Genomic DNA, 16,655 nt, shown 5'->3' with positions numbered 1-16,655 from the left:
GCTTCGACGGCAACGAGATCATCAAGGGTGTTGACCTGGAAATCCGCGACGGTGAGTTTGTAGTGTTCGTCGGCCCATCCGGTTGCGGAAAATCCACCCTGCTGCGGCTGATTGCCGGACTGGAAGAAGTCAGCAGCGGCCATATCGAGCTGGACGGCCGCGACATCACTCAGGTCAGCCCGGCCAAGCGCGACCTGGCCATGGTGTTCCAGACCTACGCGCTGTACCCGCACATGACGGTGCGCAAGAACATGTCCTTCGCCCTGGACCTGGCCGGTGTCGACAAGCAGGAAGTCGAACGCAAGATCACCAACGCCGCGCGCATTCTCGGCCTGGAGCCGTTGCTGGAGCGCAAACCGAAACAGCTGTCCGGTGGTCAACGCCAGCGGGTGGCGATCGGCCGCGCCATCGTGCGCAACCCGAAGGTCTTCCTGTTCGACGAACCGCTGTCCAACCTCGACGCCGCTCTGCGCGTGCAGATGCGCCTGGAGCTGTCGCGCCTGCATCAGGAACTGCGCGGCACCGTGATCTACGTGACCCACGACCAGGTGGAAGCCATGACCCTGGCCGACAAGGTGGTGGTGCTCAACGGCGGGCGCATCGAGCAGGTCGGCTCGCCGATGGAGCTCTATCACAACCCGGCCAACCTCTTCGTCGCCGGTTTTCTCGGCACGCCGAAGATGGGCTTCCTCCAGGGTACGGTCGTCGGTGTACATGACGAGGGTTGCGAGGTGGAACTGGACGCCAGGTGCCGCCTGCAATTGCCCCTGGGCGGCCCGGCATTGTCCATTGGCGATCCGGTCACTCTCGGCATCCGTCCCGAGCACCTCAACCGCAGCACCGACGGCAGCTGGCAACTGGAGGTCAAGGCCGACGTCAGCGAACGCCTGGGCAGCGACACCTACTGCCATGTGATCACCCAGGCGGGCGAGCCGCTGACCATGCGCATCCGTGGCGATTTCACGCCGCGCTATGGCGAGGCGCTGAAACTGACGCTCAATGCCGCCCACTGCCACCTGTTCGACAGCAAGGGCCTGGCGGTCGGCCAGCCCCTGCGTCAGGTGGCCTGAATCAGCCTGGCAGGTCGCTCAAACGGCGACTTGTCATTCATTTCCGTGTTGCCAGCCGTTACGGACGATCCCGTGGCGAGGACGCGCACGTCTGTCAGCGAGACATCCGATGAAGTTGAACGAACAGCATCTGCAGCAACTGCCGGCCAACATCAAGCGCCCCGGCTATCCCCTGGAAACGGTCAGCACCGGCATCGCCCATATCGGCGTCGGCGGTTTTCATCGTGCCCACCAGGCGGCTTATACCGATGCCCTGATGAATACCGGTGAAGAGCTGGACTGGGGCATCTGCGGCATCGGCACCCGCCCCGAGGAACGGGCCATGCGCAATGCCCTGGCCGCGCAGGACCACCTGTTCACTCTGGTGGAGCTGGATGATCGACCGGATACGGAGGTTCGGGTGATCGGCAGCATCCGCGACATGCTACTGGTCGAGGACGGTTCGGAAACGGTGGTGGCCCGGCTCGCCGACCCGGCGATCCGCATCGTCTCGCTGACCATCACCGAAGGCGGCTACTGCATGGACGAAAGCACCGGCCAGTTCGACGCCTCGCTGCCGCAGATCAAGCACGACCTGGCCAACCCACGCGCGCCGATCAGCGTATTCGGCCTGCTCTGCGCGGCGCTGGCCCGACGCCGTGGAGCTGGCATTGCGCCGTTCACGGTGATGTCCTGCGATAACCTGCCGCACAACGGCGACGTCACCCGCAAGGCACTGCTGGCCTTCGCCACTCTGGTGGACGCCGAGCTGGCCGGCTGGATCGAGCGCCACGTCAGCTTTCCCAACGCTATGGTCGATCGCATCACGCCGATGACCAGCGCAGCGCATCGCCAGGCGCTTCAGGACCACCACGGCATCGACGACGCCTGGCCGGTGGTATGCGAACCCTTCGTGCAATGGGTGCTGGAGGACAAGTTCGTCAACGGTCGCCCCGCCTGGGAGAAAGTCGGCGTGCAGTTCACCGACGACGTCGCACCCTATGAGGAAATGAAGCTCAAGCTGCTCAACGGCAGTCATCTGGCGCTGACCTATTTGGGGTTCCTGCGCGGCTATCGCTACGTGCACGAAACCATGGAAGATCCGTTGCTCAGGCGCTACGTGCAACGCTACATGGACGAGGACGTAACGCCGCAACTGGCGCCAGTGCCCGGTATCGACCTCGAACAATACAAGCGCACGCTGATCGAGCGTTTCTCCAACCGTGCCATCGCCGACCAGCTGGAGCGGGTCTGTTCGGACGGCTCGTCGAAGTTCTCCAAGTTCAGCGTACCGACCATCAACCGGCTAATCGCCGACGACGCCGAGCTGGATCGCGCCGCGCTGGTGATCGCCGCCTGGGCGTTGTATCTGCGGGGAGTCGATGAAAATGGCGAGCGCTACCGGATCCTCGATCCGCGTCTGGAATTCTGCCAGGGGCTGGTCGCTGCGGATGACGGGCTGGCCGAGCGCCTGCTCGGGCGCGAGGATATTTTCGGCACGCAGATTCCGCGTTCAGCGGCATTTCGGGAGGCTTTCGAGCGCAACCTGACGCGGCTGCGTTCGCTGGGGGTGAAAGGCACGCTCGATCAGTTGCTCGCGAGCTAGGAGACCCTATGTTTCTAGGCATCGACTGCGGTACCCAAGGCACCAAGGCGCTGCTGCTCGACGCCGCGACCGGAACCGTGCTGGGTGAAAGTTCAGCCAGTCATGAACTTATCAGTGGTCCCAACGGCCGCCGCGAGCAGGCGACTGAGCAATGGATCGAGGCGTTCGAAAAGGCTACGGCGGCGGCGCTGGCCCAGGCAGGGGTCAAGGATACGGCCGTACTCGGCATCGGCGTTTCCGGCCAGCAGCATGGGCTGGTCACGCTGGATGCGGATGGCCAAGTACTGCGGCCGGCCAAGCTCTGGTGCGACACCGAATCGGCCACCGAGAACCAGCGCCTGCTGGATTGGCTGGGCGGCGAGATCGGCTCGCTGCAGCGTTTGGGCGTGGCCATTGCGCCGGGTTACACGGTGTCCAAGCTGCTTTGGATGAAGGAGCAGCATCCCGCGCTGTTCGAGCGCATCGCCCATATCCTGCTGCCCCATGACTATCTCAATTACTGGCTGACCGGGCGTTACTGCAGCGAGTATGGCGATGCCTCGGGCACCGGCTACTTCGATGTGCGCAGTCGGCGCTGGGATCTGGAGCTGCTGCACCATATCGACCCGAGCGGTCGGCTGGCAGCGGCACTGCCGGAACTGATCGAGCCTCACCAGTCGGTCGGATATTTGCGACCGGAGCTGGCCAAACGGCTGGGGCTCAATCCCCAGGCATTGGTGGCCAGCGGCGGTGGCGACAATATGATGGGCGCCATTGGCACCGGCAATATCGCACCCGGCGCGATCACCATGAGCCTGGGCACCTCCGGCACACTTTACGGATACGGCAATGAACCCCGCGTCAGTTCGCAGCCGTCGGTCGCGACCTTCTGCTCGTCCAGCGGTGGCTGGCTGCCGCTGATCTGCACCATGAACCTGACCAACGCCAACGGCACCATCCGCGAGTTGCTGCAGCTCGAGCTCGAGCAATTCAACGCACTGGTGGCACAAGCGCCCATCGGCGCGGATGGCGTAAGCATGCTGCCGTATCTCAACGGCGAACGCGTACCCGCCCTGCCCCAGGCCAGCGCCAGCCTGCACGGCTTGACCAGCGACAACCTCACTCGCGCCAACCTCTGCCGCGCCGTGCTCGAAGGCGTGACCTTCGGCCTGCGCTATGGTCTGGACCTGCTGCGTGATAGCGGTATTCGCAGCGAACGGATTCGGCTGATCGGTGGCGGTGCGAAGAACCCACTGTGGCGGCAGATCATCGCCGACGTCATGGCCACGCCGCTGATCTGCACCACGCACAGTGAAGCTGCAGCGCTGGGTGCGGCCATCCAGGCGGCCTGGTGTCATGCGCGGCAGAGCGATGCGCAGGCCAGTCTCGCCGAGATTTGCGAGCGCTGTGTCAGCCTGGATGAGACGACCGCCGTCAGGCCGGATGCACACGCCGTCGCAGCTTATGAGCAGGCCTATCGGCGCTATCAGGGGCTGGTGACCAGCTTTTATGGTCAGCAGGCGTAACTACAGTTTCCATTCGCGAGCAAGCTCGCTCCTACAACGGCCGAGGTCGCACGATCCCGTAGGAGCGAGCTTGCTCGCGAACGCTTTGTCCAATCCCCAGCGCGCCACACCAGCAGATAACCACGCATAAAAAAGACAAAGCCAGGAATTCATGGCTTTGCCTTTGGTACTACCAGAGCGTGTCAGCGGCTACGCAGCGCCTCGCGCGGCACGTATTTGCCCAGCTCGTGCTTGGCGATCGACGCACGATGCACTTCGTCCGGACCGTCAGCCAGGCGCAGGGTGCGCTGCATGGCGTACCAGTGGGCCAGCGGGAAATCCTCGGATACACCGGCGCCGCCGTGGATCTGGATGGCACGGTCAATCACCTTCAACGCCACATTTGGCGCAACCACCTTGATCTGTGCGATTTCGCTGGCGGCGATCTTGTTGCCGACCGTATCCATCATGTAGGCCGCATTTAGCGTCAGCAGCCGCGCCATGTTGATCTCGATGCGGCATTCGGCGATATGGTCCAGGTTCGCCCCCAGACGCGCCAGCGGCTTGCCGAACGCCGTGCGGTTGACCGAACGCTCGCACATCAGCTTCAGCGCACGCTCGGCCACGCCCACTGAGCGCATGCAGTGGTGGATACGGCCTGGGCCAAGGCGGCCCTGGGCGATCTCGAAACCACGGCCTTCGCCGAGCAGCACGTTTTCATACGGCACGCGGACGTTTTCCAGCAGCACTTCGGCGTGGCCGTGCGGCGCGTCGTCGTAGCCGAATACGGGTAACGGGCGCAGCACCTTGAGACCGGGCGCATCCATCGGCACCAGGATCATCGAATGCTGTTGGTGACGCGGTGCATCCGGGTTGGTCAGGCCCATGAAGATCATGACTTTGCAGCGTGGATCGCAGGCACCGGAGGTCCACCACTTGCGACCATTGATGACCCACTCGTCACCTTCGCGAACGGCACGCGCCTCCATGTTGGTCGCGTCCGACGAAGCCACGCCAGGCTCGGTCATGCCGAAGGCCGAGCGGATTACTCCTCGAAGCAGAGGCTCGAGCCAGCGTTTTTTGTGCTCGTCACTGCCGTAACGAACCAGTACTTCCATGTTGCCGGTGTCCGGCGCCGAGCAGTTGAATGCCTCCGGACCAAGGCCGGAGCTGCCCATGATTTCGGCCAGCGGCGCGTATTCGGTATTGGTCAGCCCAAAGCCCAGCTCGGAATCTGGCAGAAAAAGGTTCCACAATCCTTCGGCTTTGGCTTTGGCCTTCAGCTCCTCGACGATGGCGGTGGGTTGCCAACGGTCGCCCTCACTTACCTGCTGATAGAAGATTTTCTCGGCGGGATAGACATGCGCATCCATGAACGCCTGAACGCGTTCACGCAACTCTTGAACCTTGGGGGAATAGGCGAAATCCATGGCGACAGACCTTCTGCAGGTAACGTTTTGTAGTTTTAGATGCTAGAGGACGCTCGACGATTTATCTAAGCTATTTTCCTCGTGTATAAACATTCATCACCGATATATGATCGGCGAATTCCGATACACGCCGGAGAGCACAACAATGAACCTGAACAAGGTCGATCTGAATCTGTTCATCGTCTTCGATGCCATCTATACCGAGGCGAATCTGACCCGCGCCGGGCAGATCGTCGGCATCACCCAGCCCGCCGTTTCCAATGCCCTGGCGCGCCTTCGCGAGACCTTCAACGACCCGCTGTTCGTGCGCACCGCGCAAGGCATGGTGCCGACGCCGATGGCACAGAACATCATCGGCCCGGTGCGCAACGCGTTGCAGTTGCTGCGCGTCTCGGTGCAGGAAAGCCGTACCTTCAATCCGCTGCAGGCGAACAAGACCTTCCGCATCAGCATGACTGACCTCACCGAGGCGGTGGTGTTGCCGCCGCTGTTCCAACGCCTGCGCCGCATGGCACCGAACGTGAAGATCGAAAGCATGCTGGCCAAGCGTCGCGAAACCACCAAGGAACTGGCGGCCGGCCGCCTGGATTTCGCCATGGACGCCCCGCTCAATACCGACCCGCAGGTGCGCCACGTCAAGCTATTGGAGGACCGCTACGTCTGCGCCATGCGCCGCGGCCATCCCTTGGCGAAGGACAAGCTCAGCGTCGAGGAATACCTGTCGCTGTCGCACATCCATATTTCCAGCCGGCGCAGCGGCCTGGGCATGGTCGACCTGGCGCTGGGCAAGATGGGCCAGCAGCGCAAGATCGCTCTACGCTCGCAGCACTACATGATGGCCACGCAGGTGATTCAGCACACCGATATGGCGGTGACCGTGCCGGAGCGTTTCGCCCGTCGCCACGATCTGCATCAGGTGCCACTGCCGGTAGATATTCCGCCATTGGAAACGCATATCTACTGGCACGAAAGCACCGATCAGGACCCGGCCAACCGCTGGATGCGCGAGCAGATGATTGAGATCGCCCAGCAGGTCACGGCGGCGCAGCAGGCCGACTGACGCCCTGCTGTAATGGAGCCGGCAAGCGCGATGCCTGCCGGTTGCGTCTCAGGCGCTTTCGCGCATCACCACTTCAAACCCCACATCGATCCGCCGTTGCGTTGGCGTTTCGCCGCGCATCAGGCTGAGCAGCATCTGCCCGGCCAGCGTGCCGATCTCTCCACGGATGGTGCGTACAGTCGTCAGCGCCGGGTGCATCCAAGCGGCGGCTGGCAGGTCGTTGAAACCGGCAATGGCCAAGCGCCCAGGAACGGCCAGCTGCAGCTGGCGGGCACGGAACAACGCCCCCAGCGCCAGGTCGTCGTTATTGAAGAAGATCGCATCGATGCCTGGCTGCTGGGCCAGTAGCCTGTTCAGCAGTTCGGCGCCAAGGCCGATGGAGGACACCTCCGGCGTCAGCAGTTCTAGCGCGGGGTCATAGCGGGACGCCTCGCGCATCACCTGCCGATAACCTTCGGCACGCTGCAGGGTACGCGGGTCGAGCTGCGCAGCGGCGAAGGCGATGGTGCGGTAACCGCGATCAAGCAGTTTGCGGGTCATGGCGGCGCCTGCCTCGAATTGCGAAAAACCGACGCAGTAGTCCTCTTGTGCATCGCTCAGCTCCATCAGCGTGACGATGGGGCTGGTGTAGCTGCCTAGCACTTCGCGCGCGGCATCGCTGCGCTGGAAGCCGGTGACCAGAAGCCCTGCCGGCTGATGGGCCAGATAGGCACGCAACAGACGCTCGTCTTCCTCCGGACGGTAGTGACTGACGCCGATCATCAGCTCATACCCGGCCGGCATCAGGACTCGCTGAACCGCCTCGACGGTATCGACGAATACGGCGTTCGACAGTGAAGGGATGATCACAGCTACGAGATTCGACCTTGCACTGGCAAGGCTTCGCGCCGCGGTATGCGGCACGTAGCCCAGCGCTTTGACCGCAGCCATGACACGCTCGCGCAGCGCATCGGACACCCGCTCCGGTTGCGACAGCGCACGCGAAGCGGACATCAAGGAACAACCAGCACTGCGAGCCACATCAGACAATGTGACCCGCTCCAGAGAGCGGCGACGGCGAGAGCTCATAGCGGGATCCAGCGGCGAGGGGCGGAAATTCTATACGGGAGGCGCCCCCGAATGGGGCGCGCCCGATCACTTCGGTGCTTTCGCTATTTCCGCCTGAACTTCGTTGAACAGCGGTTCGCCGACCGTATCAATCACGGTCTGAATCGCCGGCTTGGCCTGCTCGCGCATACGTTGGATTTCTTCAGGGCTGACCTTGTTGATCTCCATGCCGTGCTCTTCGATTTGCGCCAAGGCTTCGCGGGCTTCGGCACGAGTATCTTCGCGCTCCGAATCACGTGACTTCTTCGCCGCGTCCATGATGATGTTCTGCTCGGTCTCGGACAGGCCATCCCACCAGCGCTTGGATGCCGTAACGATCCATGGGCTGTAGACGTGATTGGTCACACTCAGGTACTTCTGCACCTCATAGAATTTCGAGGAGAGGATGGTGTTGTAGGGGTTTTCCTGACCGTCGACGGCCTTGGTCTCCAGCGCAGTGAACAGCTCGGAGAACGGCAGCGGAACCGCGTTGGCGCCCATTTGCTTGAAGGTGTCAATGAACACCGGGTTGGGCATCACGCGCAGCTTGATGCCATTGAAATCCTCCATTTTCTCAACCGCCCGCACGTTGTTGGTGAGGTTGCGGAAGCCGTTCTCCCAGTAGACCAGCCCAACCAGCCCTTTCTCTTCCAGCGCATCCATGACCTTCTGCCCGACCGGGCCATCGAGCACGTAATCCGCCTGCTTTTCGCTTTCGAAGAGGAACGGTGTATCCCATACCGCCATTTCCTCGGCGACGCCCACCAGGGTGGCGGTCGAGCCGACCATCATTTCCTGCGCCCCGCCCATCAGCGCGTTCTGCATCTGGTCGTCCGATCCCAGGCTGGCGGAGGCAAACGTCCGCATCTTGAGCTTGCCGTCGGACGCCTTGGCGATTTCTTCGGCAAGCAGCTTCGCCGCCCTGCCCTGGTTGCTGTCTTCGTTGAGGCCATAACCGAAGCGGATCATTCGTGAACGAACGTCGTCAGCCGCCTGCGCGCTGACCGCGGTGATGGCGCTACCGAGCGTGGTGGCCGCCAGAGCCGCTATGAGAAACCGTTTCATGCTGTCTTACCTTTTGTTGTTGTGGATGGAATGAAGATGAAGCTTTTCTCGCCAAGGCGAAACCTGAATGCCGCTGCGGTCAATTCGAGCGAGTTCCTGCCCCGATCAGCGCAACCATTGCAGCGGCACGGTGATGATCGACGGCACGGCAACCAGCAGTGCGACGATCAGCAAATAAATAACGAAGAATGGGATCACTCCGCGCACCAGTGTCTCCATGCGCAACCTGCCGATACCTCCGACAACGTTCAGCACAGTGCCCACTGGCGGCGTAATCAGACCGATGGAGCCGATCAATACGAACATCACGCCGAAGTACACCGGGTCGATACCGGCCTTGACCGCGATAGGCGCCAGCACAGGGCCAAGGATCAGAATGGTTGGTGTCAGATCGAGCACCATGCCGATCGCGATCATCAACACCATGATGGCAACCATCAGTAGCTTCGGATCTTGCGCCAGCGGGCCGAGCATCATGGCGATCTCGTCCGGCAACTGCGCCAGCGTGATCATGTAGCCGGAAACGATTGCCGCGGCGCAGAGAAACATCACTGACGCCGTGGTACGGCTCGCGCGAGTCAGCACTTCAATCACGCCGCGCCAGTTGAGTTCGCGATACAGCAAGGTCGAAACGGCAAGCGCATAAACCGCTGCCACTACTGCTGCCTCGGTTGGCGTGAACAACCCGCCACGCAAGCCGCCGACGATGATTACCGGGAGCATCAAGGCGGCTGCTCCGTCGACCAGCGCCTTGCGCCGCTCGGCACGGGTGGCTTTTTCCTGAGGGGGCTCTTCGATCTTGCGTGCGATCAGCGTCCAGGCCACCACAAGTCCAGCCCCCATGATCAAACCGGGCACCATACCGGCGAGGAACAGCTGACTGATTGATGTATTGGTCACCACGCCATAAATCACGAAAGGCATCGAGGGCGGAATGATCGGAGCGATAATGCCGCCAGCTGCTACCAGACCCGATGACGAACTCAGTGGATAACCGCGCTCGCGCATCATCGGCAGCAATAGCGTGGCCAGCGCCGCGGTGTCCGCCAGTGCCGAGCCGGACATACTTGCCAGCAGCACCGACGCAGCAATCGCAACATACCCAAGCCCACCGCGCTTGTGGCCGAAATAGGCCTGCGCCATGTTAATGATCCGGCGAGAAATGCCGCCAGCATTCATCAATTCACCGGCAAGAATGAAGAACGGCACGGCCAACAGTGGAAAGCTGTCAGCGCCGGCCTGAAGGTTCTGGGCCAGCAATTGCACATCCCAGAAATCCAGATACCACATCAACACCGCACCAGTGAGAATCAGCGCGAATGCGATCGGCATGCCGAAGGCCATGAAGCCAAACAGTGAAGAAAGGAAGACGACGACAGTCATGTACGGTCCTCAGGCGGGCATTGCCCATGTTGTTATCGAAAAGTCAGTCGGCCGTTACATTGGCGTCGGCGGCATGCGGCTGGGGCTGTCCGCGCCATACGTTGACGAGTTGCAAAAGCGCCAGGACCGTCAGTGCGATCATGCTGGCCATCACCGGTAGCATCGCTACTGCCAGCGGATAGCCCACTACCGGGCTATTGATGTTCCAGCCGAACTGCATCTGGTTCCATCCGCCCATAGCAGCCATGCCGCTGGCAACGGCCACCATCAGCCAGCTGACCGAATCGACCAAGCGGCGAAACAACTTTGGAAAACGATCACGGATCATGCTGAAAGCCATCAGCTCTCCGCGGCGCATGCTCGACGCGACGCCAACGAAGACCAGCCAGACGAAGGCCAATCGCGAAAGCTCCTCGGCGCCAGTCCAACCGGTACCGAAGGCATAACGCAGCACCACGCTGCTAAACACCACGATCACCATAAAAGCGAGCAAGCCCGCCATCAGCCAATCGGTGATCCGATCGAAGCTCTGCGCCATTTTTCCGCTGTATATGGGTGCGCTGGTCAACTCAGCGCCGCGCTCCAGCTCTGTGTTAGCGCTATCAAGCGGACGTGCGGAAAGATCCTCGCGATCGGCGATTTCAAGTCCAAAATCACGCTGCATCCAGCTGACGATTTCTCCGAGGACCTGCTCGCGCGACTGGCTGGCATCGACTACCAGCACACCGGGTTCGCCTTCCGGCGACTCGAGTGTGGCGAACTGGCTGTCCACCAAAGAAATCGGCATGAAATGCCCAGCACGGCCACCCACGCGCTGAACGGCCGTGTCGTAATCGATGGACAGATGCGCGAAACGCAAGGCCGGCACCGCGTCGCGTAATAGATCACGGTAGCGGCGCTTGAGCGCTGAACAGGCCAGCACGAAGCCGACGTCGTCTTCGATTGCCTTTTGCATCTCGATGATGAGCTTCTGCAGCCACTCGACACGATCAGCGTCGGATAGCGGCATGCCCGCGCGCATACGGGCAACGTTCTCTTCGGGATGGAAATTATCGGCTTCGATATGGCGAAAACCCAGTGCATCGGCAACGGCATGGCTGGTGTCGGTCTTACCCGAACCGCTGACACCCATAACTACCAGCGCGCGGCTGGCGAGGGGGATGTCGCTATTGGAGTGGAAATCCACTATCGGCTCTCCAGCAGCATCAATGTGCCGCGTTATGATTGTTGAGCCGGATGGTAGCGCTAACATACTTTTTACTATAACTACCGTTCGTCGCTTTTCGATTCAGCCGAACGGTAGTCTTGTTTGGTCTCGGTGCTTCGGTTTTTCCGACGAGCTAACTACAATCGCCGCCGCAACCCAGGAGACCTGTAATGCCCAAAGCCATGGCACGCCACATTCTGGTAAAAACCGAAGCGGAGGCCGCACAGCTGAAAAAGCGCATCGCCAATGGCGAAGCCTTCGACGTGCTGGCGAAAAAGTATTCGACCTGCCCGTCCGGCAAGAAAGGTGGCGACCTGGGCGAGGTGCGCCCCGGCCAGATGGTACGCAGCATCGATCAGGTGATTTTCAAGAAGCCGTTGCGTGAAGTGCATGGGCCAGTGAAAAGTCAGTTCGGCTATCACTTGGTGCAGGTCTTCTATCGCGACTGAGGCTCGTCAGCTCACGATGCCGAAGCGCTGCAGCTGCATCTCCCGCAGCCGGCTCAGCGTGCGGCGAACGAGAGATAGCACTGAATGTAAAGCTCTTTTCGGTGCGCTGGGTGGCGAGCTGACACAACGCACAGGCGAAACGGCCGCGCCAGCTGGTGCCCGTGACGCCGCCGCGTTGGCATTCTCTAATGACCATCCATATTACCCGCCTCGCTTTTATCTTCTCGCCGCGCGGCCTTGATGGCTGTTACGCAGGCGACCAAACGGACATGCGAAGCCCTGTCGAATCGCGGCCATCCGCACTACAATGCACGCCCTTTTACGCACCTCGTCTCTCGCACCGGTCGGATCGACCGGGCTTGGTCGCGTCTGTGCCGCACCCCGGCCCTTCTGAAACCCAGGACACCGCTTTGATCTCCACCGCTAACATCACCATGCAATTCGGCGCTAAACCGCTGTTCGAGAACGTTTCCGTCAAGTTCGGCAACGGCAATCGCTACGGCCTGATCGGCGCCAACGGCTGCGGCAAGTCGACGTTCATGAAAATCCTCGGCGGCGATCTGGAGCCTTCCGGCGGCCAGGTGATGCTCGAACCCAACGTGCGCCTCGGCAAGTTGCGTCAGGATCAGTTCGCCTACGAGGACTTCAATGTCATCGACACCGTGATCATGGGTCACGAGGAGCTGTGGAAGGTCAAGGCCGAGCGCGAGCGCATCTATTCGCTGCCGGAGATGAGCGAAGAAGACGGCATGGCCGTGGCCGAGCTGGAAACCGAGTTCGCCGAGCTGGACGGCTACACCGCCGAATCCCGCGCGGGTGAATTGCTGCTGGGCCTGGGCATTCCGCTGGAACAGCACTTCGGCCCGATGAGCGAAGTAGCACCCGGCTGGAAGCTGCGCGTGCTGCTGGCCCAGGCGCTGTTTTCCGACCCGGAAGTCCTGTTGCTGGACGAGCCGACCAACCACCTGGATATCAACACCATCCGCTGGCTGGAAGATGTTCTCAAGGTCCGCAACAGCACCATGATCATCATTTCCCACGACCGACACTTCCTCAACAGCGTGTGCACGCACATGGCCGACCTGGATTACGGTGAGCTGCGTCTATTCCCCGGCAACTACGACGAATACATGACCGCGGCCACCCAGAGCCGCGAGCGCCTGCTGTCAGACAACGCCAAGAAGAAAGCGCAGATTGCTGAACTGCAAACCTTCGTCAGCCGCTTCTCGGCAAACGCCTCAAAAGCCAAGCAGGCCACCTCGCGCGCCAAGCTGATCGACAAAATCCAGCTCGACGAAGTCAAGCCGTCCAGCCGCGTCAGCCCGTTCATCCGCTTCGAGCAAACCAAGAAGCTGCACCGTCAAGCCGTGACGGTGGAAAGCCTGGCGAAGGGCTTCGACGGCAAGCCGCTATTCAAGAACTTCAGTTTCACCGTCGAGGCTGGCGAACGCGTCGCTATCATCGGCCCCAACGGCATCGGCAAGACCACGCTGCTGCGTACTCTGGTCGGCGATCTGCAGCCGGATGCCGGTTCGGTGAAATGGACCGAAAGCGCTGACGTCGGTTATTACGCTCAAGATCATGCCGAGGATTTCGAAGATGACGCGACCCTGTTCGACTGGATGGGCCAGTGGACTCAGGGCGGCGAACAGCTGGTACGCGGCACCCTTGGCCGCATGCTGTTCTCCAACGATGAAATCCTGAAATCGGTGCGTGTAATTTCCGGTGGCGAGCAGGGCCGCATGCTGTTCGGCAAGCTGATCCTGCAAAAGCCCAACGTGCTGGTGATGGACGAACCGACTAACCACCTGGACATGGAATCCATCGAGGCGCTGAACCTGGCGCTAGAGAACTATCCGGGAACGCTAATCTTCGTCAGCCATGACCGCGAGTTCGTAGGCTCGCTGGCCACGCGCATCATCGAGCTGTCCGAGTCGGGCGTAACCGACTTCAGCGGCACCTATGACGATTACCTGCGCAGCCTCGGCGTGATCTAGGATCGCGCAGCGATAGAAGACGCCCCGCTAGTACGGGGCGTTTTTGCAACTACCCCCAGCTGACGCCTCCGACTTCGCCTGAGCCTGGATCAGATCTGCGGCAACAATCGATAGAGGCGCTGGAGATACAGATAGTCGAACCACGCAACCTGATGCGCGCTAACGATCAGCCAGAACACCAATTGGAACGAAAGCTTTCTGGTTTTGTGTCGCAACCATTGCTGGGCGATTAATGCGCCCGGCCAACCACCGAGCAATTCAACCAGATGCAGCCGCGCCTCGGGTATGCGCCAGCCACTGCGCAACGCGCTGCGTTTGTCATGCAGATACAGCCCAAATGCCAGCAAACTAGCCAGTACGTAAGCGAACAGCGGCCAGTTGCTGCCGTGTTCCGCCAATCGAAGGCTACCGAGCGCAGGCAGCAGACAGAGCAGGAAGAACCCTAGCGCTTTCAATAGCGGCTGCTGCAACGGACCGTTACGGCGTGCGCGCGGCGCGGGCTTCACAGACTGCGCGGGGCGGGATTTCGGCACGGACGGTTTGCGGCGTATGGCTGGTTCGTCGAGGGACAGCGGCGCATCAAGCCGGATATGCGTAGCACGCAGGCGCCCGGCCTTGTCGGGTTCGCTCAGATACAGCACCCGGTCGCCTTGCATAGGCCGACGCGCGCCACGCATGGCCGAGATATGGGCGAAGACATCACCACGACCCTGCTCCGGCCGGATGAAGCCAAATCCTTTTTGGTCATCCCAGCTTTTAAGCTGACCGCGTAATTCCATGACGGGTGATCCGGTTGGCAGGGACCGGGATTCTAATGCGTCGCTCGGTTCATGACGAGCCGCCCCAACCGCTTATCTAGGTGATGCGTAGCGGCGCTCAAGGAAGTCCAGCAACAGTCGGTTGACCTGTGCGGGCTGCTCGCTCTGTACCCAGTGGCCACAATCGCTGAGCACGTGCTGCTCGAGGTCTGGTACCCAGGAAGGCATCTTCTGCAGCGTATGCGCTTCGAGCGTGCCTACCGGGTCCTTGTCGCCCAGCAGGAAAAGTGCCGGTTGCTCGACCTTGCGCTCGGCCAGCGGCGCAGTTCGCTCCCAGTTACGTTCGAAATTCCGATACCAGTTCAGTGCACCGCGAAATCCGCGCCCCTCGAAGGTCCGTACGTAGACGGCAAAGGCTTCCGGATCACACCAGGCCGGCGGCGAGCTTGGGTCCTGCATGCCTAGATAGAGCGTGCTGTTGGCAGGTTTGTCTTGCAGGAAAAAGTCCTTCGGGACGGCCGCCGAGGTGTTATGCATCATCATTCGCAAGGTACGGGGGATGTCCTGATCCAGCTCGACCTCGGCAACGCCCGGCTGCTGAAAATAAAGGATGTAGTGGAAGCGATCGGAGAACTGGCTGCGGATAATGTCGATGGCAGGCTTCTTCGGACGGCCTCCATAGGGTACGGCCATGGCAGCGACGGCGCGGACACGCTCCGGCTCGAGGAGTGCCAGGTGCCATGCAACCGGTGCGCCCCAGTCATGCCCTATCACGGCCACCGAGCGGTGCCCGAGCTGGTCCATCGCTGCCTGGATATCGCTACATACGGTGATCAGGTCGTAACCCGCGACATCATTCGGAGCGCTGCTTTGGCCGTAGCCGCGCATCTCCGGAGCCACCACTCGATAGCCTGCGTCGGCCAACGCCTGAATCTGATGCCGCCACGAATACCAACTTTCCGGAAAGCCGTGCAGCAACCAGACCACGGCGCCCTCTACCGGCCCGGCGCTATAGACGCTAAGCGTAATGCCATTGACCGACAGCAGCTGGTGTTCGTATTCGTGCACGGGGCGCTCCTTCAACAATGGCCTCAAGGCGCTCAACCCGCCGCGGTGCTCCAGTCGATCAGGTTGAACTGCCAAGTCGCCAGAATGATGATGCCGAAGACGATTCGGTACCAGGCAAATGCCGCATAGCTATGGTTGCCTATGAATTTCAGCAATGCCCGTACCGCCAGCATCGCGAAGATGAATGATGTGACGAAGCCTATCGCGAACACCAGAAAGTCGCTCGGCTGGAACAGGTCGCGGTATTTATAGCCCGAGTACGCTGCGGCGCCAACCATGGTCGGCATCGCCAGAAAGAAAGAGAACTCGGTAGCTGCCTTGCGCGAAAGTCCGAAGAGCAGGCCACCGATGATGGTGGCGCCAGAGCGCGAGGTACCCGGAACCAGCGCAAGGCATTGAGCGAAACCGACCTTCAACGCATGGGTCCAGCGCATGTCGTCTACGGTTTCGGCTTGCACCTCGTGCTGGCGCTTTTCCGCCCAGAGCATCACCACGCCACCGATGACCAGCGCGGCTGCCACGGTGATCGGGTTGAACAGGTATTCGTGAATCAGGTCAGCGAAGGCCACACCCAGTACCACAGCCGGCATGAATGCCACCAGCAGATTGGCGGTGAACTTTTGCGCTTGCCGCTCTTTAGGCAAGCCGACCACGACGTCGATGATCTTTCGGCGGTATTCCCAAACCACAGCCAGAATCGCGCCCAGCTGAATGATGATGTTGAAAGCAAGCGCCCGTTCGCCACCAAACCCGATCAGGTCGGCAACGATGATCTGGTGTCCGGTACTGGAGACCGGCAGAAACTCCGTGATGCCCTCAACCACCCCTAGAAGCAACGCCTGAAAGGCAACCCAAAGATCCATCTACTCCTCAATAGCGGTGCAGACCACCGCGCTTGAATATGCAACGAAGGTATATGTCAATTAGCCACTCAGGGCGCTGTTCTGACTCGTTAGTGCCAAGTAAATTCAACACATCGACATGCGGCGCTCATCTTTTTTTTAGAGCAGCCG

14 protein-coding genes are annotated in these 16,655 nt (G+C 61.0%); 6 read left to right on the top strand and 8 right to left on the bottom strand.

From position 1 onward, the window contains the following. The 3 genes from NA647_RS13545 to xylB form a co-directional block, all read left to right on the top strand. Positions 1–1,070: ABC transporter ATP-binding protein (locus NA647_RS13545; RefSeq protein WP_256058134.1), on the top strand; the 1,070-nt coding region annotated here is incomplete at its 5' end. A 109-nt stretch (positions 1,071–1,179) separates the two neighbouring features. Next, the gene (locus NA647_RS13540) at positions 1,180–2,655 is read left to right on the top strand and encodes a mannitol dehydrogenase family protein (RefSeq protein WP_256058133.1); all 1,476 of its coding nucleotides are present in this window, start codon (positions 1,180–1,182) and stop codon (positions 2,653–2,655) included. Positions 2,656–2,663: 8 nt separating this feature from the next. Next, a complete protein-coding gene (gene xylB, locus NA647_RS13535) occupies positions 2,664–4,160 on the top strand; it encodes a xylulokinase (RefSeq protein WP_256058132.1) in 1,497 nt (498 codons plus the stop codon). A 182-nt stretch (positions 4,161–4,342) separates the two neighbouring features. Here the strand turns inward: xylB and NA647_RS13530 are convergent, their stop codons facing one another. Further along, positions 4,343–5,569, bottom strand: coding sequence for an acyl-CoA dehydrogenase (locus tag NA647_RS13530; protein ID WP_256058131.1), 1,227 nt, complete (start codon positions 5,567–5,569; stop codon positions 4,343–4,345). A 145-nt stretch (positions 5,570–5,714) separates the two neighbouring features. Here NA647_RS13530 and NA647_RS13525 point away from each other — a divergent pair, with 145 nt between their 5' ends. Next, the gene (locus NA647_RS13525) at positions 5,715–6,629 is read left to right on the top strand and encodes a LysR family transcriptional regulator (RefSeq protein ID WP_256058130.1); all 915 of its coding nucleotides are present in this window, start codon (positions 5,715–5,717) and stop codon (positions 6,627–6,629) included. Between the two features lie 48 nt (positions 6,630–6,677). Here the strand turns inward: NA647_RS13525 and NA647_RS13520 are convergent, their stop codons facing one another. The 4 genes from NA647_RS13520 to NA647_RS13505 form a co-directional block, all read right to left on the bottom strand. Beyond that, the gene (locus tag NA647_RS13520) at positions 6,678–7,697 is read right to left on the bottom strand and encodes a LacI family DNA-binding transcriptional regulator (RefSeq protein WP_256058129.1); all 1,020 of its coding nucleotides are present in this window, start codon (positions 7,695–7,697) and stop codon (positions 6,678–6,680) included. 66 nt (positions 7,698–7,763) lie between these two features. Continuing rightward, positions 7,764–8,780 (bottom strand): TRAP transporter substrate-binding protein, encoded by a 1,017-nt coding sequence (locus NA647_RS13515; RefSeq protein WP_256058128.1) that lies wholly within the window; start codon positions 8,778–8,780, stop codon positions 7,764–7,766. A 105-nt stretch (positions 8,781–8,885) separates the two neighbouring features. Beyond that, the gene (locus tag NA647_RS13510) at positions 8,886–10,163 is read right to left on the bottom strand and encodes a TRAP transporter large permease (RefSeq protein WP_256058127.1); all 1,278 of its coding nucleotides are present in this window, start codon (positions 10,161–10,163) and stop codon (positions 8,886–8,888) included. A gap of 43 nt (positions 10,164–10,206) precedes the next feature. Then, positions 10,207–11,295, bottom strand: a complete 1,089-nt coding sequence (locus NA647_RS13505; RefSeq protein WP_256058144.1) for a gluconokinase, GntK/IdnK-type — start codon at positions 11,293–11,295, stop codon at positions 10,207–10,209. Positions 11,296–11,540: 245 nt separating this feature from the next. Between NA647_RS13505 and NA647_RS13500 the strand changes: the two genes are divergently transcribed. Further along, positions 11,541–11,819 carry a peptidylprolyl isomerase gene (locus NA647_RS13500; protein ID WP_014852742.1) on the top strand — a complete coding sequence of 93 codons (279 nt, stop codon included), beginning with the start codon at positions 11,541–11,543 and terminating at the stop codon, positions 11,817–11,819. Positions 11,820–12,229: 410 nt separating this feature from the next. Next, positions 12,230–13,816 (top strand): ABC-F family ATPase, encoded by a 1,587-nt coding sequence (locus NA647_RS13495; RefSeq protein ID WP_256058126.1) that lies wholly within the window; start codon positions 12,230–12,232, stop codon positions 13,814–13,816. An 89-nt stretch (positions 13,817–13,905) separates the two neighbouring features. Here the strand turns inward: NA647_RS13495 and NA647_RS13490 are convergent, their stop codons facing one another. The 3 genes from NA647_RS13490 to NA647_RS13480 all read right to left on the bottom strand — a co-directional run bounded on the left by NA647_RS13490 (position 13,906) and on the right by NA647_RS13480 (position 16,505). Then, the gene (locus NA647_RS13490) at positions 13,906–14,595 is read right to left on the bottom strand and encodes a DUF1294 domain-containing protein (protein ID WP_256058125.1); all 690 of its coding nucleotides are present in this window, start codon (positions 14,593–14,595) and stop codon (positions 13,906–13,908) included. 72 nt (positions 14,596–14,667) lie between these two features. Then, the gene (locus NA647_RS13485) at positions 14,668–15,642 is read right to left on the bottom strand and encodes an alpha/beta fold hydrolase (protein WP_256058124.1); all 975 of its coding nucleotides are present in this window, start codon (positions 15,640–15,642) and stop codon (positions 14,668–14,670) included. 32 nt (positions 15,643–15,674) lie between these two features. Beyond that, positions 15,675–16,505 carry an undecaprenyl-diphosphate phosphatase gene (locus NA647_RS13480; RefSeq protein ID WP_256058123.1) on the bottom strand — a complete coding sequence of 277 codons (831 nt, stop codon included), beginning with the start codon at positions 16,503–16,505 and terminating at the stop codon, positions 15,675–15,677. Positions 16,506–16,655: the final 150 nt, after the last annotated feature.

It is taken from the genome of Stutzerimonas stutzeri, assembly GCF_024448985.1.
In the GTDB taxonomy this organism is placed as follows: Bacteria; Pseudomonadota; Gammaproteobacteria; order Pseudomonadales; family Pseudomonadaceae; genus Stutzerimonas; species Stutzerimonas stutzeri_AP.
Note: the sequence above shows the minus strand (reverse complement) of the source record. Positions and strands in the feature narration are given on the sequence as shown.